This window comes from Spirabiliibacterium falconis, assembly GCF_014885015.1.
Classification (GTDB): domain Bacteria; phylum Pseudomonadota; class Gammaproteobacteria; order Enterobacterales; family Pasteurellaceae; genus Spirabiliibacterium; species Spirabiliibacterium falconis.
In genome coordinates this window covers 234981-253620 of the sequence record NZ_JABMIJ010000004.1, presented here as the reverse complement: position 1 = coordinate 253620, position 18640 = coordinate 234981, and the positions used below count along the sequence as shown (strand labels likewise).

At 42.0% G+C, this 18640-nt stretch carries 18 protein-coding genes; 11 read left to right on the top strand and 7 right to left on the bottom strand.

Translation table 11 applies throughout. The features are described from left to right. Positions 1-16: 16 nt before the first annotated feature. From HPC40_RS02285 to HPC40_RS02270, 4 genes are read left to right on the top strand one after another with little or no spacing between them, the layout of a single operon-like run. Positions 17-1027: an ABC transporter permease subunit gene (locus HPC40_RS02285; protein ID WP_208117859.1), complete on the top strand. Its 1011-nt coding sequence runs from the start codon at positions 17-19 to the stop codon at positions 1025-1027. Positions 1028-1053: 26 nt separating this feature from the next. Continuing rightward, the gene (dppC, locus tag HPC40_RS02280; protein ID WP_208117858.1) at positions 1054-1956 is read left to right on the top strand and encodes a dipeptide ABC transporter permease DppC; all 903 of its coding nucleotides are present in this window, start codon (positions 1054-1056) and stop codon (positions 1954-1956) included. A 12-nt stretch (positions 1957-1968) separates the two neighbouring features. Continuing rightward, positions 1969-2952: a dipeptide ABC transporter ATP-binding protein gene (gene dppD / locus HPC40_RS02275; protein ID WP_208117892.1), complete on the top strand. Its 984-nt coding sequence runs from the start codon at positions 1969-1971 to the stop codon at positions 2950-2952. Next, on the top strand, positions 2945-3940 hold the full coding sequence (locus HPC40_RS02270; protein WP_208117857.1) for a peptide ABC transporter ATP-binding protein: 996 nt from the start codon (positions 2945-2947) through the stop codon (positions 3938-3940). The genes dppD and HPC40_RS02270 overlap by 8 nt, the downstream gene beginning before the upstream one ends. Positions 3941-3997: 57 nt before the next feature. On the opposite strand, the gene HPC40_RS02265 is transcribed toward HPC40_RS02270, so the two are convergent. The 5 genes from HPC40_RS02265 to dnaA all read right to left on the bottom strand — a co-directional run bounded on the left by HPC40_RS02265 (position 3998) and on the right by dnaA (position 11374). Beyond that, positions 3998-5302, bottom strand: a complete 1305-nt coding sequence (locus HPC40_RS02265; RefSeq protein ID WP_208117856.1) for an O-antigen ligase family protein — start codon at positions 5300-5302, stop codon at positions 3998-4000. Positions 5303-5304: 2 nt separating this feature from the next. Continuing rightward, positions 5305-7731: a DNA topoisomerase (ATP-hydrolyzing) subunit B gene (gene gyrB / locus HPC40_RS02260; RefSeq protein WP_208117855.1), complete on the bottom strand. Its 2427-nt coding sequence runs from the start codon at positions 7729-7731 to the stop codon at positions 5305-5307. Between the two features lie 98 nt (positions 7732-7829). After that, positions 7830-8909: a DNA replication/repair protein RecF gene (gene recF / locus HPC40_RS02255; RefSeq protein ID WP_208117854.1), complete on the bottom strand. Its 1080-nt coding sequence runs from the start codon at positions 8907-8909 to the stop codon at positions 7830-7832. A gap of 2 nt (positions 8910-8911) precedes the next feature. Beyond that, positions 8912-10012, bottom strand: coding sequence for a DNA polymerase III subunit beta (gene dnaN, locus HPC40_RS02250; protein ID WP_208117853.1), 1101 nt, complete (start codon positions 10010-10012; stop codon positions 8912-8914). Between the two features lie 9 nt (positions 10013-10021). After that, on the bottom strand, positions 10022-11374 hold the full coding sequence (dnaA, locus tag HPC40_RS02245) for a chromosomal replication initiator protein DnaA (RefSeq protein WP_208117852.1): 1353 nt from the start codon (positions 11372-11374) through the stop codon (positions 10022-10024). A gap of 353 nt (positions 11375-11727) precedes the next feature. Between dnaA and rpmH the strand changes: the two genes are divergently transcribed. The 7 genes from rpmH to HPC40_RS02210 all read left to right on the top strand — a co-directional run bounded on the left by rpmH (position 11728) and on the right by HPC40_RS02210 (position 17307). Then, entirely contained in the window at positions 11728-11862 is a 135-nt protein-coding gene (gene rpmH, locus HPC40_RS02240) for a 50S ribosomal protein L34 (protein WP_084255372.1), read from the top strand. Positions 11863-11870: 8 nt separating this feature from the next. Then, positions 11871-12236, top strand: a complete 366-nt coding sequence (gene rnpA, locus HPC40_RS02235) for a ribonuclease P protein component (protein ID WP_208117851.1) — start codon at positions 11871-11873, stop codon at positions 12234-12236. Next, on the top strand, positions 12200-12475 hold the full coding sequence (gene yidD, locus HPC40_RS02230) for a membrane protein insertion efficiency factor YidD (RefSeq protein WP_208117850.1): 276 nt from the start codon (positions 12200-12202) through the stop codon (positions 12473-12475). The genes rnpA and yidD overlap by 37 nt, the downstream gene beginning before the upstream one ends. Beyond that, entirely contained in the window at positions 12475-14106 is a 1632-nt protein-coding gene (gene yidC / locus HPC40_RS02225; protein ID WP_208117849.1) for a membrane protein insertase YidC, read from the top strand. Before yidD ends, yidC begins: the two co-directional genes overlap by 1 nt. Positions 14107-14162: 56 nt before the next feature. Continuing rightward, on the top strand, positions 14163-15524 hold the full coding sequence (mnmE, locus tag HPC40_RS02220; RefSeq protein WP_208117891.1) for a tRNA uridine-5-carboxymethylaminomethyl(34) synthesis GTPase MnmE: 1362 nt from the start codon (positions 14163-14165) through the stop codon (positions 15522-15524). 98 nt (positions 15525-15622) lie between these two features. Then, positions 15623-16567, top strand: coding sequence for a bile acid:sodium symporter family protein (locus HPC40_RS02215; RefSeq protein WP_208117848.1), 945 nt, complete (start codon positions 15623-15625; stop codon positions 16565-16567). Next, on the top strand, positions 16567-17307 hold the full coding sequence (locus HPC40_RS02210) for a YwiC-like family protein (protein WP_208117847.1): 741 nt from the start codon (positions 16567-16569) through the stop codon (positions 17305-17307). The genes HPC40_RS02215 and HPC40_RS02210 overlap by 1 nt, the downstream gene beginning before the upstream one ends. Here the strand turns inward: HPC40_RS02210 and HPC40_RS02205 are convergent. Together HPC40_RS02205 and HPC40_RS02200 are read right to left on the bottom strand one after the other, a co-directional pair. Beyond that, positions 17293-17748, bottom strand: coding sequence for a GAF domain-containing protein (locus HPC40_RS02205; protein ID WP_208117846.1), 456 nt, complete (start codon positions 17746-17748; stop codon positions 17293-17295). The two genes, HPC40_RS02210 and HPC40_RS02205, sit on opposite strands and share 15 nt — an antisense overlap. Positions 17749-17812: 64 nt before the next feature. Next, complete coding sequence (locus tag HPC40_RS02200) at positions 17813-18613, bottom strand: MetQ/NlpA family lipoprotein (RefSeq protein WP_208117845.1); 801 nt, start codon at positions 18611-18613, stop codon at positions 17813-17815. Positions 18614-18640: the final 27 nt, after the last annotated feature.

Below are 18640 nucleotides of genomic sequence, written 5' to 3'. Positions count from 1 at the left end.
TCGAGAAAAACGAGCTATGTTGCAATTTATTTTAAAACGTATTTTGATGATTATTCCTACTTTTATTGGAATAACATTATTTACATTTGCGTTGATTCATTTTATCCCAGGTGATCCTGTGGAAATTCGCATGGGTGAACGTGGGTTATCACCTGAAATGCATGCGCAAATGTTGCATCAGATGGGGTTAGACTTACCGTTATATCAACAATATTTGAATTATTTAACCGACCTATTACACGGGGATTTAGGGGTTTCATTTAAAAATAGCCAACCTGTTATTGACGAATTTTTAAGCCTTTTTCCAGCAACGATTGAATTGGCGACCTGTGCGATTTTATTCGCCGTGTTACTCGGTATTCCCATCGGGATTTTGGCTGCGGTAAAACGTGGCTCGGTATTTGATCACAGCGTCATGGCCGTATCGTTAACGGGCTATTCTATGCCTATTTTTTGGTGGGGCTTATTATTAATGCTGGTGATGTCTGTACAATTGGATTTAACGCCAGTTTCAGGGCGAATTGGGGCAGAATATTGGATAGATGATGTGACAGGTTTTATGTTGGTGGACAGTTGGTTATCAGGCGAATCAGGTGCTTTTGCATCCGCACTTTCCCATTTAGTGCTGCCGTCTATTGTACTTGGTACCATTCCACTGGCGGTAATTTCGCGGATGACGCGTTCATCTATGTTGGAAGTGCTCGGAGAAGATTATATTCGTACTGCACGAGCAAAAGGATTATCAAAAATGCGTGTCATTATTGTACACGCTTTGCGCAATGCGTTAATTCCTGTTGTTACTGTTGTTGGGCTAATCGTCGGGCAGCTACTGTCAGGGGCGATTTTAACTGAAACGATTTTTGCATGGCCAGGTATTGGAAAGTGGGTTATTGAAGCGATTCGTGCGCGTGATTATCCTGTGGTGCAAGGTGCTGTGCTAATTATCGCCACCATCATTATTTTAGTTAATCTTTTTGTTGATTTGCTATATGGTATTTTGAATCCACGGATTAGCCATCGCAAATAATTTTATCTGGAGTGAGCAACAAATTTATGTCAGAAAATGTGATTGAGGCAAAATCAGCCGCACCAGCACCTAAAGGTCCTATTGCTGAGTTTTGGGAACACTTTAGCCATAGCAAAGGTGCAGTAGTGGGTTTGAGCTATATTGTTTTTATTTTTCTTATTAGTGTCTTTGCTAATGTTGTCGCACCACATGATCCCATTGTACAAGCGCGTGACGCATTATTACTACCGCCAGCGTGGCTTGACGGAGGAAATTGGAGCTATATTTTGGGTACTGATGACGTTGGGCGGGATATTCTCTCTCGTCTGATTTATGGTGCACGCTTATCGCTTTTCATTGGATTGTTGGTTGTGGGGCTATCGCTGGTTTTTGGTGTGATTTTGGGGCTGATAGCGGGCTATTTTGGTGGTATCGTTGATGTCATCATTATGCGCATCATTGATATTATGCTTGCGTTGCCAAGTTTATTACTAGCTATTGCGATCGTGGCTGTCTTAGGTCCATCGCTCATTAACGCCTCTTTTGCCATAGCATTTGTGTCCTTGCCAAGTTATGTGCGCTTAACGCGAGCCTCCGTGTTGAATGAGATCAATCGTGATTATGTTACGGCTTCACGTGTAGCTGGTGCGAGTTCATTACGTTTGATGTTTATCACTATCTTGCCAAATTGTTTAGCACCTTTGATTGTGCAAACTACACTTGGTTTTTCGAATGCGATTCTAGATATGGCGGCGCTAGGATTTTTAGGTATTGGTGCACAGCCTCCGACACCAGAGTGGGGTGCGATGTTGGCGGAAGCATTACAATTTGTGCAACGAGCGTGGTGGGTGGTAACCTTTCCAGGGCTGGCTATTTTGTTAACTGTATTAGCGTTTAACTTGATGGGTGATGGTTTGCGCGATGCACTTGATCCAAAATTAAAACAATAATTGGAGTGTATGATGTCATTACTTGAAGTTAACGAATTATCTGTGCATTTTGGTGATGAAAAAACACCATTTAAGGCAGTCGATCGTGTTAGTTATAACATTAAACAAGGCGAAGTTCTTGGTATTGTAGGAGAGTCAGGCTCGGGGAAATCAGTTAGTTCTTTAGCCGTAATGGGCTTAATTGATTTCCCAGGTAGAGTGTCGGCACGTTCATTGAATTTTGTAGATAATGATCTACTTTCAATTAGTCCAGAGAAAAAGCGAGAGTTGATCGGGGCAGAAATTGCAATGATTTTCCAAGATCCAATGACTAGCCTTAATCCTGCTTATACAGTTGGCTTTCAAATTATGGAAGCACTTAAAGTACATGAGGGAGGAACAAAGCAAAGCCGACGAGAGCGAGCATTAGAGTTATTAACGTTAGTGGGTATCCCTGATCCTGAATCTCGCTTAGCAGTATATCCTCATCAATTATCTGGGGGCATGAGTCAACGCGTAATGATTGCTATGGCGATCGCATGTCGTCCGAAATTATTGATCGCTGATGAACCAACAACCGCACTTGATGTGACTATCCAAGCACAAATTATTGATTTGCTTTTGGAATTACAGAAAAAAGAGAATATGGCTCTGGTGCTTATCACACATGATCTTGCATTAGTCGCAGAAGCAGCTGAGCGAATTTTGGTGATGTATGCAGGTCAAGTCGTGGAAGAGGGAACGGCAAAAGACATTTTTACACAACCGATGCATCCATATACTCAGGCACTTTTACAGTCATTACCAGAATTTGCGGTAGGAAAATCACGTTTGCATTCATTGCCAGGCGTTGTGCCGGGTAAATATGATCGACCACAAGGCTGTCTATTGAATCCACGCTGTCCTTATGCCACTGACGAATGTCGTGCCAAAGAGCCTGAGATGCGTCATATAGGGGAAAGAAGAGTTAAATGTTTCACGCCGCTAAATACGCAAGGAGAGCCGGTTCATGTCTGATGTTCAATTAACACAAACCACTGAGCAAGCGACTTTATTGCAAGGTGTTGATCTAAAAAAATACTATCCAGTAAAAAAAGGCTTATTTTCGCCTCCTAAATTAGTGAAAGCATTAGACGGTGTCTCGTTTTCGCTTGAACGTGGTAAAACGCTTGCCGTTGTAGGGGAATCGGGTTGTGGTAAATCAACGCTTGCACGATTACTCACGATGATTGAAAATCCGACGGAAGGTGAGCTTTATTATAATGGGCAAAATTTTTTGGTAAACGATACCAAAGTGAAAAAGCTCCGCCGTGAGAAGATTCAAATTGTATTCCAAAATCCATATGCGTCATTAAATCCACGACAAAAAGTGGGGAAAATTTTAGAAGAACCGTTATTGATCAATACTCGCCTTTCTGCGCAAGAGCGGAAAGCACGCGTGTTGGAGATTATGGCAAAAGTTGGACTTCGTGCTGAGTTCTATGATCGTTTTCCACATATGTTTTCAGGGGGACAACGTCAACGGATTGCGATTGCGCGTGGCTTAGTGCTCAATCCAGATATTGTCGTAGCAGATGAACCAGTTTCGGCACTTGATGTATCAGTGCGTGCACAAGTTTTAAACTTGATGATGGATTTGCAAACTGAGCTTGGTCTATCTTATATTTTTATTTCCCATGATTTATCGGTTGTTGAACATATTGCTGATGAAGTGATTGTGATGTATCTTGGACGCTGTGTTGAGCAAGGGACTGCGGAGCAGATTTTCTCGAATCCTCGCCATCCATACACACAAGCGTTACTTTCCGCAACACCGCGGCTTTCTCCTGAAAAGCGTAGAGAACGGATTAAACTGAAAGGAGAATTACCAAGCCCACTTAATCCACCGAAAGGATGTGCTTTCAGTGGACGTTGCAGATTAGCACAGCCGCAGTGCTTTGAGTCTAAACCACCTCTTCGCACGCATGCAGATGGCAGTAAAATTGCCTGTTTTGTCGTGGAGTAAACTAGCAAACCGCACTTTAAAGTGCGGTTTTTTTGATATGAACTTACGGTTGCTTATTTATTGAGCCGTCAGCATTTTTAATATATCTTGGTTTTGTATATTATTTAGCTTATCAGCGTTTGACGGAAAATGAATAATTAAAAGCGATACGAGTATACTCAAAGTAATAAAATAAAATAAAGTACCCGATTGATGGACTAAAAATCCCTGAGGCAAGCAATAGCTCATTACTTCAAGAATGTGTATAACGCCAAGTAATCTAATTAATTTTATATCATTAGTATGAATTGCATTTTTTGTCTTTTTTAGGAAAATTATCAGTGGGACAATGAAAATGCCCAATAAACCAATTAATCCGATTATACCTCGCACCATCGTCGCTTCAAGATATTGATTGTGTGGTTGGTTAAAATGTCCTGCATAGTCGCTAATAAGTCCCGCTTGAGCCTGCTCTTGACGCTTTTTATTCGCTCCATCTTTTCCCCAGCCCGTTATTGGCTTTTCTTTTATAGCGAATAGAGCACCTTTCCACATATCGAAGCGAGCACCTACTGAGGTAGAGCCATTTCCCTGTTCAAAATAAATTTGAATTTCATTTTTAGCACTATCAAGCCTTTCAACTAATTTGAATTGCGGCATTAGTGACATACTTATAATTGCAATAAGTAACGAGATGATTGTGATCAGATAAAAACGCTTTGAGATACAGTGCCGATAATAGTAAAAAATGATAGGTAAAATAATGGGTAATCCTAACCAAGCTCCGCGTGATGTCGATAAAATGCTTGCACTAATGCCTAAGATAGAAGCTAAAAAGCTTATTATGGCTATCTTTTGCTTGTGTTGTTGCAAATAATAGAATCCAATACATAGTGAAAACACGCCTAGACTCATGCTGATCCCTCCCCCTTGAATTTGCATCATATCGCTAAATGCTGCGGGTTTGGATAATATAAAAGCGTCAATAAAAGCAATCATGCCTGCAATAATAGCTCCTGAAATAATTGCCAGGAAAACGGTAGATTGTTTTAATTGATATTTAACCAATAAATAGACAAGAGGAATACATAACAAGGCGCGCGATACGGCGTCAAGTTCTCGGAGTTTATCGTTATGAATAAGCAAAGAGAAAAAAAACGTACCAAAATAGAATAAGATGGACAAACTAAATAGTTTAATAACCGCACTTTGTGTATTTTGCATGTGTTGTTTAATATTCCGAGGAAATGTAAAAAAACCGAGCAAAAGCAGAATAGAGGCGGCATATTGGTACCCTTTAGAACCGATCAGTGATGTTGTAAAAAACAACACCACTAATAGAGCGATCATTTTATTTAAAGAAATATGCCACATTTGAGACATCGTTAAACATCCACATTCGCTTTTAATGCGTTGCTTTCGATGAACTCGCGGCGAGGTTCGACTTCGTCGCCCATGAGTGTGGTGAAGAGTTGATCGGCGGCTACCGCATCTTTGATTGATACTTGTAACATATGGCGTGCAGTTGGATCCATCGTTGTTTCCCAAAGCTGTTCGGGATTCATTTCACCAAGCCCTTTATAGCGTTGCACACTCAAGCCACGTCGTGATTCTTTCACGAGCCATTCGACAGCCTGCTCAAAGCTTTTAACAGCTTGTTTGCGCTCCCCGCGTGTAACATAAGCATCATCTTGTAATAGATCGCGCAATTGTTCACCAAGTGCGGTTAGACGATGATATTCTGCACCTGAGATAAATTGATAGTCAAGATGGTAGTCTGTATCGATACCATGCGTGCGAACAGTCAGCACCACTTCATTGATGTTACGCTCGCTATTATGCATCAATTTAATCGCATAATGATTTCCACCCACGTCTTTACGTTGTAAATTTTGTAGTATGTTATCAGCCCAGTGTTGTAACCGCACTTTATCTGTGAGCAGCGTGTTATCAAGTGTTGGGGCATAGATGAGCTCTTCTAAAAGTGCGGTTGGATAATTGCGCGCAAGGCGTGCAATCATTTTATGTACACCATTGTATTCAGTTATGAGTTTTTCCAGAGCTAAGCCATTCATAACAGGCGCACCTTCAGCAACATATAAACCCGCACCATCAAGGGCGATCGCGAGTTCATATTCTGTCATGGCATCATCGTCTTTAATATATTGTTCTTGCTTACCTTTTTTCACCTTATACAATGGTGGCTGTGCAATGTACACATAACCTTTTTCAATCAGCTCAGGCATTTGACGATAGAAAAATGTCAGTAGCAGTGTACGAATATGAGCACCATCCACATCCGCATCGGTCATAATAATGATTTTATGGTAGCGTAATTTTTCTGGGTTATATTCATCACGCCCGATGCCACATCCTAGTGCGGTGATAAGTGTTGCAACTTCTTGAGAGGAGAGCATTTTGTCAAAGCGGGCTTTTTCAACGTTAAGAATTTTCCCTTTAAGGGGGAGAATGGCCTGATTTTTACGGTTTCGCCCTTGTTTTGCTGAGCCGCCTGCAGAATCTCCCTCCACAATATATAGTTCAGAGAGTGCGGGGTCGCGTTCTTGACAATCAGCTAACTTACCAGGAAGACCACCTAAATCAAGTGCACCTTTCCGACGGGTCATCTCCCGAGCCTTACGTGCAGCTTCACGAGCGCGTGCGGCATCAATAATTTTGCCTACAATGATTTTGGCATCTGTTGGATTTTCCAATAGGTATGTTTGCAGTCGCTCACCCATGGCTGACTCAACCGCACCTTTCACTTCAGAAGATACTAGCTTATCTTTCGTTTGTGATGAAAATTTCGGATCAGGTACCTTGACAGAAATGACAGCCACGAGTCCTTCGCGTGCATCATCACCCGAGGCACTGACTTTGGATTTTTTACTAAAACCTTCTGCATCCATATAATTATTCAACGTACGGGTTAATGCGGCACGAAAACCTGCTAAGTGTGTCCCGCCGTCGCGTTGTGGAATATTATTGGTAAAGCAATAGAGATTTTCTTGGAAGCCGTCATTCCATTGTAGTGCGACTTCTACGCCGATGCCGTCATCTTTTTCAATAGAGAAATAAAACGGTTGATTATGAATTGGATTTTTATTTTTGTTTAAATATTCAACAAAAGCACGAATACCGCCTTCATAGTGGAAGTGATCTGATTTGTCACTGCGTTTGTCGATTAATTTAATAGAGACACCGGAATTTAAAAATGACAATTCACGCAAACGTTTGGCGAGCAGTTCATATTCAAATTCAATATTGGTAAATGTCGCTGGGCTTGGCCAAAAGCGTACTGTTGTACCAGTTTGTTGTGTTTCACCGATGACTGCTAGTGGTGCTTGTGGGACACCAAGACTATAAAATTGCTCGTGGACTTTCCCTTCACGGCGAATGGTTAATTGTAATTTGTCTGAGAGTGCGTTGACAACAGATACGCCCACGCCGTGCAATCCGCCAGAGACTTTATAGGAATTATCATCGAATTTACCACCCGCATGCAGTACTGTCATAATGACTTCGGCAGCAGATACTCCTTCTTCAGGATGAATGCCAACAGGGATACCACGCCCGTCATCTTGGACGGAAACCGAATTATCGGTATGAATAGTAACGATAATATCGCGACAAAAACCAGCCAATGCTTCATCGATTGCATTATCCACCACCTCAAAAACCATATGGTGCAAGCCGCTGCCATCATCGGTATCGCCAATGTACATGCCAGGGCGTTTACGTACAGCGTCTAGTCCTTTCAAGACTTTAATGCTAGAGGAATCATAAGCAGTTGAATGTGTGTTTTCTGACATAATTTTTAAGCTCATTTTTGTCTGCGAAAATTTTAGAAATGATAGCAAATTTTGTGCTTTTTAGCACGCACTATCTTGAATTTTATTGCGTTATCAGGTCAGCGGAGCTGTGAAATATTGCCATTTTCTATCGTGAAAACCGCACTTTGTGTTATGGGCATTTGTTGTAGTTGATTTAAATGAATTGCACTGATAAATACTTGTGATTGGCAGGCTTGTAGGCGTTGAGCAAGTAATTCACGCTTGTTTTGATCAAGCTCAGAGGCGAAATCATCTAGGAGAAAAATACAGTGACGCTGCTTACTTTGCATTAAATGCTCGCCTTGGGCTAGGCGCAATGCACACATCATTAATTTTAATTGTCCGCGTGAAAGTACATCATCAAGTGGAATACCGTTGACTTTCAGGCGTAAATCGGCTTTTTGTGGGCCTGCAAAGGTGTAACCCAGTTGTTTATCACGTATAAAACCAGATTTTAGCACATCAGCAAAATCGTGCGTGTTATCCCAGCCATAATAAAACCGTTGTTGAATAGTGAGCTCGGGTAAAAAAAGTTGACACGTTTGTGTAATATTGTTAGCAAGTGTTTGTGCATAATTTTCACGCCACTGGCTAATTTGCAATGCCAGCGGAATCAGTTCGTTGTCCCATACACTGAGATCGGCGTAACATTTTGCCTGAAGAAGGGCAGCGTTACGTTGACGCAGCAGGCGACGCAGGCGATTCCATAAGGCAAAAAAATGGTGATGCTGGTGGAATAGTCCCCAATCTAAAAAGGCACGTCGAAAACTTGGACCATCACTGAGCAAACTTAAACCTTCAGGGGAAATCATCTGAATCGGGAGAAGCTGGGCGAGATCAGCAATTTTATTGCCATCTTCACCGTTGATTTTAACATGCGTTTGCCCTTGCCGATACTTTTGCAACCCAACTGACCAATGGGTGTTGGCTTGGTGAATATCAGCGAAAAGTGTAAAGTGCGGTTGATAATAATGAATAATGCGTTGGCTGACCGCACTTTTAAATGAACGACCGTGTCCAAGATAATAAATGGCTTCCAAAAGGCTGGTTTTGCCGCTGCCATTATTGCCCACAATAAAGTTAAAGCCGTGATTTAATTCTAAATCAACGGCTTGTAAATTGCGGAAATGATTAATCACCAGCCTTGAGAGAGCCATAATTATAAACGCATTGGCATAATGACATATTCAGCATAGCTATCGTTGCAGTCTTCTAGTAGGCAGCTAGAATTGGCATCACTGAAACGAAACCGCACTTTATCGCATTTAAGTGCATTTAACACATCCAGTAAGTAGTTGACATTAAAGCTAATTTCCATATCTTCGTTATCGTATTGAATGTCAATAACTTCTTCAACCACATCTTTTTCGGCATTGCTCGAGTTAATCGCCATTTGATTGGTTGAGAGTGTTAAGCGTACGCCGTGCATTCGTTCGTTAGACAAAATTGCAGCACGTGTGAAAGCTTGCTTTAATGCCGTCCAATCGGCTTCAATAATATGATCTGCATTGCGTGGTAATACCCGACGATAATCAGGGAACCGTCCATCAATCAATTTAGAGGTAAATACCGTATGTTCAAATTGCACACGAATATTACTTGTGCCAATTTGGATACGCACTACATCATCAGGCTCATTGAGTAGGCGTTTAAGCTCTAATACGCCTTTGCGTGGTACGATCACTGCATGATTTGGCAATGATTGTTCCAAGGCAATGGTACATACTGCAAGACGGTGTCCGTCAGTTGCAATGGTACGCAGTAAATTGCCCTCAGTTTCAAATTTCATGCCGTTTAAAAAATAACGCGCATCCTGATTTGCCATTGAAAATTGGGTGGCATCAATTAAACGGACTAAGGTATCTTGAGGGACTGTAAAATCCACTTCAGCTTGCCAATCGGTTAGGCTTGGATAGTCTTGTGCTGGCAAGGTAGAGAGTGTAAATCGGCTTCGTCCAGATTGAACAACGGCACGATCATCTTCAAAATGGACGTCGATGAGCGCGTCGTCGGGAAAGCTGCGGCAAATATCCAAAAATTTCTTGCCAGGAATGGTGCAAAAGCCGTCCTGCGTGGCATGTTGTAGTTGTGATTGGGTTGAGAGCTCGACCTCTAAATCTGTGCCCGTCATGATTAAACGTTGCCCGTCAATTTGCAACAATAAATTATGCAATACTGCTGTTGGCGGACGGGAGTTTAACACGCCACATACTTGTTGTAATGGTTTAATCAAATTTTCACGGCTTATTGAAAATTGCATAGTGTCCCCTTAGGCAGACAATGTACGAATTAAATTAGAAAAATCTTCTTGGATATTATTATCTTTTTCGCGTAATTCTTCAATCTTCCGACACGCATGTAATACGGTGGTGTGATCACGATCGCCAAATGACTTCCCGATTTCAGGTAAGCTGCGGTTGGTTAACTCTTTGCATAATGCCATTGCTAGTTGGCGTGGGCGTGCAATAGAGCGAAATTTGCGCTTGGATGTGAGGTCAGACACTTTGATTTTATAATATTCTGCCACGGTTTTTTGAATATTTTCGATGGTGACCATTTTATCTTGTAATGCCAGCATATCTTTTAGGGCTTCGCGGACAAAATCAATGGTAATTGGCTTACCTGTGAATTGGGCGTATGCTGCAACACGATTTAATGCCCCTTCCAGTTCACGCACATTGGTACGCAATTTCTGCCCAATAAAAAATGCAACTTCTTCAGGCAAACTAAGGCGGCTTTCTTCCGCTTTTTTCATTAAAATTGCCACTCGCGTTTCTAAATCGGGCGGTTCAATGGCGATACTCAACCCCCACCCAAAACGTGAGCGAAGCCGATCTTCAATTTTTTCAATTTCGCGTGGATAGCGATCTGAGGTGAGAATAATTTGATGATTACGCTCAAATAGGGCATTAAAGGTGTGGAAAAATTCTTCTTGTGAGCCTTCTTTATTTGAGAAAAACTGAATGTCATCGATCAACAATGCATCAAGGCTGCGGTAAAAACGCTTGAAATGATCCATTTTGTCATTGCGTAGTGCTTTAACCATTTCTTGCACAAATCGCTCGGAGTGCATATATACCACTTTTGCTTGCGGATTGCGGGCAAGAATTTCGTTACCAATAGCGTGTAATAAATGCGTTTTCCCAAGCCCAGTTCCGCCGTAAAGATAAAGTGGATTAGCATTGGCTTCCCCTGGGTTGTCTGCGACTTTTTGCGCCACGGCACGCGCCATTTGATTAGATTTCCCCTCGACAAAATTGTCAAAAGTTTGCTTACTATTTAAGCCTGAACGATATTGCTCTTCAACGGGCTTGCTTGCTACCATAGGCTGCGGAGGAAGCTCACTACTAGGTTTAGAGGCTTGTGGCTTATTGCCTAACACAAATTTAATTTTGCAGACCGCACTTTGCGTAAGCTCAGTGATGATGTCAATAATGAGACTGTAAAATTTATCTTGCACCCATTGCACAATAAATTTATTCGGCGCATATAATAGCAACGTATCATGTTGGACATCAGCTTGTAGCGGTTTGAGCCAAGTGCTGAAATCATTTGATGAAACTTTATCTTGTAGTTGAGAAAGACAATCTTGCCATAAATCTTTCTGGTAAGAAGACGACATTTAGCACTCCATCAGGGGTTATCCCCATTTTCTTCATGTTTGCGCACAGTATTTGTTAATAATACCCAATTACAAATTAAAAATCCCTACTTTACGCACAAAAAAACACAAAAAAAGTACTTGCATTTTTGACGTAAACATTTTAGTAGTGCGAATATGGGGTAGCTGCGGTTTCCATAGTGAAAAGTGCGGTTGGAAAAATTACCGCACTTTTGTGTAATCTTATTTGACTATTGACGCGTTTCCGATTAAAATTCGATTCCTTATTTTTGGGCTAACCTTCGATTACCTGTTTTGGGTGATCAGCCTTAACTTTTAAAACTTTAGATTTTACCGATAAGTAGAGATTAATTATGAAACGTACATTTCAACCATCCGTATTAAAACGTAGCCGTACTCACGGTTTCCGTGCTCGTATGGCAACAAAAAACGGTCGTCAAGTGCTAGCGCGTCGCCGTGCCAAAGGCCGTAAACGTCTATCAGCTTAATTCACACTTTGAGTGGAGTTAAGTATCCTTTTTCTCGGGAGTTACGTCTGTTAACTCCCGAACAATTCACATTTGTTTTTCAACAGCCTGTCAAAGCGTCTCGTCCTGAAATTAGCATTATTGCCCGCGCCAATCATCTTGGTTTTCCTCGGCTCGGTTTAACGATTGCGAAAAAGCATGTTAAGCGTGCGGTGGTGCGTAATCGTATCAAACGCGTGTGTCGTGAATATTTTCGATTACATCAGCATAATTTGCCTGCAATGGATTTTATTGTGATCGCACGCAAAGGGCTGGCTGAACTAGACAATGCACAACTTATAGACATATTGGATATATTATGCAATCGTCATCGTCGTTTGGCGCAAAAGGCTTAATTTTTGTGATTAAAGTCTATCGATTAGTGATAAGTCCGTTGTTTGGGCCACGTTGTCGTTTCACGCCGACCTGTTCGCAATATGGCTTAGATGCCATAAAACGCTTTGGGGCATTAAAAGGTGGTTGGCTTACGCTTAAACGTGTATTAAAATGTCATCCTTTAAGTGCTGGCGGATACGATCCGGTACCTGAAAAACAAAGTGAACCGTTAACCTCTAACCAACGCAGAGAAAAATAATGAATTCAAAACGTAGTTTATTAGTTATTGCACTCGTCTTTCTTTCGTTCTTGGTGTATCAACAATGGCAAATTGATTATCATTCGCCAAAGGCTGACACGCCAACAGCCAGTGCAACAGCCACCACGGTTGATGCCGAAAGTGATACGCCTGTTAGCACAAGTCAAACAGAAAGTGCGGTTGATTCAGATAGCACAGGCAATGTGATTACCGTTGAAAGTGATGTTTTACGCCTTAAAATTGCCACCAATGGTGGGGACATTGTTGACTCTGAGTTGTTGAAATACAACGCTGAGCTTAACTCTGATAAACCATTCTCGTTGTTACAAAATGATAAAAACTTGGTTTATGTCGCACAAAGCGGCTTGGTAGGTAAAGATGGCGTGGATACCCGTGCAGGGCGTGCGCAATATAGTGTTGACGGTGATAACTTCATTTTAGCTGATGGTCAAGACGAACTGCGTATTCCGCTTGTGTTAGAAAAAGATGGCGTGAAAGTGGTAAAAACCTTTATTATCAAGCGTGGAAGCTATGTTGTTGATGTTGATTACACCATCACGAATAACCGTGCTGAGCCAATTGAAGTTCAGCCGTATGCGCAAATTAAGCACACGTTGATTGAACACTCGACTAACTTAGCAATGCCTACTTATACGGGTGGAGCGTACTCATCTGCTGAGACCAATTATAAAAAATACAGTTTTGAAGACATGGAAAAAGCCAATCTTTCCATTGCGACGAAACAAGGTTGGGTTGCCATTTTACAGCACTACTTTGCGACAGCCTGGATTCCCAATCAGCATGAAGAGAATCAACTTTATACTAGTACCAATAAAAACTTTGCCTTTATTGGCTTTCGTGCGCCAACCATGACTGTGCCAGCAGGTAGCAGCCAAACTGTTGAGAGCAAATTGTGGACAGGCCCTAAACTGCAAAACCAAATGGAAGCCGTTGCACCGCACTTGGATTTGACTGTGGATTACGGCTGGGCATGGTTTATTTCTAAACCATTGTTCAAATTGTTACAATTTATCCAAAGCATTGTGTCTAATTGGGGCTTGGCCATTATCTGTGTGACTATTATCGTGAAAGCGATTTTGTACCCACTGACTAAAGCGCAATATACATCAATGGCGAAAATGCGTATGTTGCAGCCACGTATTCAAGAATTGCGTGAGCGTTTTGGCGATGATAAACAACGCATGAGCCAAGAAATGATGCGTTTATATAAAGAAGAAAAAGTCAATCCATTGGGTGGTTGTTTACCTATCTTGTTACAAATGCCAATTTTCATTGCCCTCTACTGGATGTTTATGGAAGCGGTACAATTGCGCCATGCGCCATTTTTTGGCTGGATTCAAGACTTATCTGCACAAGATCCTTATTACATCCTGCCATTGTTAATGGGGGGCTCAATGTACTTATTACAGAAAATGTCGCCAACACCTGTGGCGGATCCAATGCAACAGAAGATTATGACATTTATGCCGGTGGCATTTACGTTCTTCTTCTTGTGGTTCCCATCAGGCTTAGTGCTTTACTGGTTAACCTCAAACTTGATTACCATTGCACAGCAACAATGGATTTATCGTGGGCTTGAGAAGCGCGGGCTACATTCTCGTAAAAAATAATCGCAAGGCACTCAAGAGAGTGCCTTTTTCATACTAATCAAAGTGCGGTCAAGATGATGATAAAAGAAACTATTGTTGCACAGGCAACCGCCCCAGGGCGTGGCGGCATCGGCATTTTACGCGTTTCAGGTCCGCAAGCCTGTACTGTCGCAAATGCTATTTTGGGAAAATGTCCTAAAGTGCGGTTGGCGGAATATTTGCCATTTAAAACCCTTGATGGGCAAGTGCTTGATCAAGGAATCGCCTTGTATTTTAAAGCACCACACTCATTTACAGGCGAAGATGTGCTTGAATTACAAGGTCATGGTGGACAAGTTGTATTGGATATGCTGCTTGAGCAAATTTTAAAACTGGATGATGTACGCCTTGCTCGCCCAGGTGAGTTTTCTGAACAGGCTTTTTTGAATGATAAACTCGACCTTGCACAAGCTGAGGCAATTGCCGATTTAATTGATGCCAGCTCTGCACAGGCAGCACGCAGTGCGCTAAATTCCTTACAAGGAGAGTTCTCTCATAAAGTCAACACGCTAGTGGATATGTTAATTTATCTGCGTACCTACGTTGAAGCTGCGATCGATTTTCCCGATGAAGAAATCGATTTTCTTGCCGATGGTATGGTGGAGAACAAACTCAATGAAATTATGGCGCAACTCGCTAAAGTGCGGTCGCAAGCGCGTCAAGGGGCAATTTTGCGTGAGGGGATGAAAGTCGTGATTGCAGGTCGCCCAAATGCAGGTAAATCGAGCTTGCTAAATGCCCTAGCGGGGCGAGAAGCGGCGATTGTTACTGACATTGCAGGCACAACCCGAGATGTGTTGCGTGAGCATATTCACATCGATGGAATGCCATTGCACATCATCGACACTGCGGGGCTACGAGAGGCGAGTGACGAGGTGGAAAAAATTGGCATTACACGTGCATGGGCAGAAATTGAGCAAGCCGATCACGTTTTGTTGATGATTGATGCTGCGGCACCGCAAGCGGAACAAATGGATTTTGCAAGCCAAGAATTTATTGCCCGTTTGCCTGATCATATGCCATTAACCATTATTCGTAATAAAGCGGATATTAGCGGTGAGGCAGAGCAGTTATTCATTGAAAATGGGCGTACGATTATCTCATTATCCGCGAAAACACGGGCAGGGATAGCGTTATTACGCGAACATTTGAAAAAGGCAATGGGGTATCAGGCAAGCCCTGAAGGGGGATTTTTAGCACGTCGTCGCCATTTAGAAGCGTTGGCGAAAGCGGCGGAATGTCTCGAACGTGGACATACTCAGCTGGTGGAATTTCGGGCAGGTGAATTATTAGCTGAAGAGTTGCGTTTAGCACAAGATGCGTTAAGCACAATTACGGGGCAATTTACGTCTGACGATCTACTCACGAGCATATTTAGTTCATTTTGTATTGGTAAGTAACCACTTATATGATATAAAAGTGCGGTTTGATGCTATGTTAGCGTGAATTTACTTTTAATTTTCATACGTTAATTTACTTAATTTTGTTGAGAGAATCTATGCAGTTATTAGTAAAAATGAGTCAATTTGCTGGCAAAACGTTTGCCATTTGGGTTTTGTTATTTGCCTTTCTGGCTTTTCAATTTCCTGAAGTGTTTAAACCATTATTAGGCTATGTGCCTTATCTGTTGGGCATTGTGATGTTTGGGATGGGCATCACCTTAACATTTCACGATTTCAGTGAGGTGGCACGTCATCCTAAATCTGTTTTTGTTGGTGTGGTTGGGCAATTTGTGATTATGCCCGCCATTGCGTTTGCATTGGCGAAAGGATTTTCGTTACCTGCTGAGCTGGCTGTGGGCGTGATTTTGGTGGGATCTTGCCCTGGCGGAACGTCATCAAATGTGATGACCTATCTGGCACGTGGCAATACCGCACTTTCAGTGGCGTGTACGACCATTTCAACTTTACTGGCACCGCTTTTAACGCCAGTGGTATTTTATGTTTTAGCCAGCCAATGGATTGACATCAATGCCATGGCAATGTTCATTTCTGTGTTAAAAATGGTGTTGTTGCCGATTTTCTTAGGGCTTGTGGTGCGGACATTGTTAAAACAAAAAGCCACGCAATTGAGTCATGCGATGCCATTGGTATCGGTGATTTCTATTGTGCTGATTTTGGCGGCTGTGGTTGCGGTAAGCAAAGATAAATTACTACAACTTGACGCCTTTGGACTGATTTTTGCGGTCGTGGTATTGCATAACTGCCTAGGTTATTTGGTGGGCTTTTTAGCGGCAAAACTCTTCCGCTTAAGCACATTTGATAGTAAAGCGGTAGCCATTGAGGTGGGCATGCAAAACTCAGGATTGGGGGCGGCATTAGCAGCGGCACATTTAAACCCAGTGGCAGCGATTCCAAGTGCGGTATTTAGTTTTTGGCATAATGTGTCAGGACCTATATTGGCAACGTTTTTTGCCTCAATGAAAGAAAAGAACCGCACTTAATGAAGCTATATATATCTAACCAGCATGGTGCCATCGTGATGGCACTTTTGCCTTTTTTCTATGGTATGTTGATTAGTCATCCACTGTGGTGGCACCTACCATTGCTACTCGCATGGTTTTGCTTATATCTCTTTACCTATCCGTTTTTTAATTTATTTAAACAGCGCAATCTTGATGTGAACCGCCGTTGGTGTATACGCTATGCTTTAAGTGCGGTAATTTTTGTGTTGCCAGCACTTTACTATAATCCATATATCATATTTTTTGTGCTTGCGATGTTGCCATTTGCGTTAGTGAATATCCATTATGTGAAAATAAAGCAAGAGCGTGCACTAGGCAATGATATTGCTGCGATTATCATTTTTGGCATTGCGGGTATGGCGGCATATTATTTCCCTGACCGCACTTTTGATCCGCAAATTGGGTGGGTGTTTATACTGCCAACGCTCTTTTTTATTGGCACGACATTGTATGTGAAAACGATGCTAAGGGAGCGGAAAAACGTGCACTATTTATACGCCTCTTATGGTTATCATATTCTATTGATCGTCATATTAGGTACGTGGATTAATATTCCAACCGCACTTTGCTTTTTGCCCGCAGTATTGCGTGCAGTCATAGCCCCACATTTTCGCCTAACGGTCAAACAAGTGGGGATCGTGGAATTTATCATAAGTGCACAATTTTTATTGTGTTTGCTTGCCGTAAATTGGCTTTTCTATCCATTAAATTTTGCTTAAATGCGCACTAAGCCGTGCGACAATTTCGGCAAGCCCTTGTTCATCGTTTGCCGTGAAATGGTCTAGGTGTGGGCTGTCAATATCTAGTACACCGATAATCTGATCTTGGCAAAAAATGGGTAGTACAATTTCCGACTGACTGGCACTGTCGCAGGCAATGTGGTCTGCAAATGTATGCACATTTGCCACGCGCAAAATAGTGCGTTGTGCAACCGCACTTCCACATACACCTCTGCCAACGGGAATGCGAGTGCAAGCCACTTTGCCTTGAAAAGGTCCTAGTGTTAGTACGTTACCTTTTAGTAAGTAAAAGCCCACCCAGTTTATATGCGGTAAATGTTCATTAAGTAGCGCAGCCGTATTGGCAAGCACGCTGATTTTATCGTCATCATCAGCAATAACCGCACTTAATGTTTTGGTAAGCAGAGTATAGTCCGTCATAATTGCTCCATAAAAAAGCCGAAAGCGAACTTTCGGCTTGCATTAACACGTTAAAGTGCGGTTATTACCAGCCTTTGACAACAGAATCTTTAAACTCTTCCATGGCTTTTTGATACACAGGTTCTGAGTTGTAAGCTTTGACAAAGTTTTTAACATCTTCGTCATCTTTGTTGTCTTCACGGGCAACAATAATGTTCACATACGGTGAGTCTTTATCTTCAACAAAAATAGCATCTTTGCTTGGGTAAAGCCCTGCTTGACCTGCGAACGTATTGTTAATGATCGCTAAATCCACTTCAGGCAACACTTGCGTAATCAATGCAGCATCTAGCGAGCGGATTTTCAAGTTTTTCGGATTCTCAACAATATCTAATTCTGTTGGAGTTAAGCCAGTGCCATCTTTTAATTTGAGCAACCCTTGTGCTTGTAGTAATAAAAGTGAGCGTCCACCATTGGTTGGATCGTTTGGAATCGCAATAACTGCACCGTCTTTTAACTCATCAAGATTTTTGATTTTTTGTGAGTATGCTGCAATTGGATAAACAAAAGTGTTACCCACGATCACTAAGTCGGTCCAGCCACGGGCTTTAGATTGAGAATCTAAGTAAGGTTTGTGTTGGAAGGCGTTAGCGTCGATGGATTTTTCTTCCAACGCGGCATTTGGGGTAACATAATCTGAAAACGGCACTAATTCTACTTCAAGGCCGAACTGATCTTTTGCGACTTGTTTTGCCGTTTCTGCAACGGTCATTTCTGGACCATTTTGTACACCGATTCTAACTTTGCCGTCTTTGGCAAAAGCAGAGGTTGATAACGCGAGTGTTGCAGCGACCGCACTTAGAGTAAAAAGTGTTTTGAGTTTCATAATTAACTTCCTTTTAGACATTGTTGT

Coding starts and splice junctions, on each gene's coding strand:
- HPC40_RS02285 (WP_208117859.1), top strand. CDS start 17: ATGTTGCAATTTATTTTAAAACGTATTTTGATGATTATTCCTACTTTT.
- dppC (WP_208117858.1), top strand. CDS start 1,054: ATGTCAGAAAATGTGATTGAGGCAAAATCAGCCGCACCAGCACCTAAA.
- dppD (WP_208117892.1), top strand. CDS start 1,969: ATGTCATTACTTGAAGTTAACGAATTATCTGTGCATTTTGGTGATGAA.
- HPC40_RS02270 (WP_208117857.1), top strand. CDS start 2,945: ATGTCTGATGTTCAATTAACACAAACCACTGAGCAAGCGACTTTATTG.
- HPC40_RS02265 (WP_208117856.1), bottom strand. CDS start 5,302: ATGTCTCAAATGTGGCATATTTCTTTAAATAAAATGATCGCTCTATTA.
- gyrB (WP_208117855.1), bottom strand. CDS start 7,731: ATGTCAGAAAACACACATTCAACTGCTTATGATTCCTCTAGCATTAAA.
- recF (WP_208117854.1), bottom strand. CDS start 8,909: ATGGCTCTCTCAAGGCTGGTGATTAATCATTTCCGCAATTTACAAGCC.
- dnaN (WP_208117853.1), bottom strand. CDS start 10,012: ATGCAATTTTCAATAAGCCGTGAAAATTTGATTAAACCATTACAACAA.
- dnaA (WP_208117852.1), bottom strand. CDS start 11,374: ATGTCGTCTTCTTACCAGAAAGATTTATGGCAAGATTGTCTTTCTCAA.
- rpmH (WP_084255372.1), top strand. CDS start 11,728: ATGAAACGTACATTTCAACCATCCGTATTAAAACGTAGCCGTACTCAC.
- yidD (WP_208117850.1), top strand. CDS start 12,200: ATGCAATCGTCATCGTCGTTTGGCGCAAAAGGCTTAATTTTTGTGATT.
- yidC (WP_208117849.1), top strand. CDS start 12,475: ATGAATTCAAAACGTAGTTTATTAGTTATTGCACTCGTCTTTCTTTCG.
- mnmE (WP_208117891.1), top strand. CDS start 14,163: ATGATAAAAGAAACTATTGTTGCACAGGCAACCGCCCCAGGGCGTGGC.
- HPC40_RS02215 (WP_208117848.1), top strand. CDS start 15,623: ATGCAGTTATTAGTAAAAATGAGTCAATTTGCTGGCAAAACGTTTGCC.
- HPC40_RS02210 (WP_208117847.1), top strand. CDS start 16,567: ATGAAGCTATATATATCTAACCAGCATGGTGCCATCGTGATGGCACTT.
- HPC40_RS02205 (WP_208117846.1), bottom strand. CDS start 17,748: ATGACGGACTATACTCTGCTTACCAAAACATTAAGTGCGGTTATTGCT.
- HPC40_RS02200 (WP_208117845.1), bottom strand. CDS start 18,613: ATGAAACTCAAAACACTTTTTACTCTAAGTGCGGTCGCTGCAACACTC.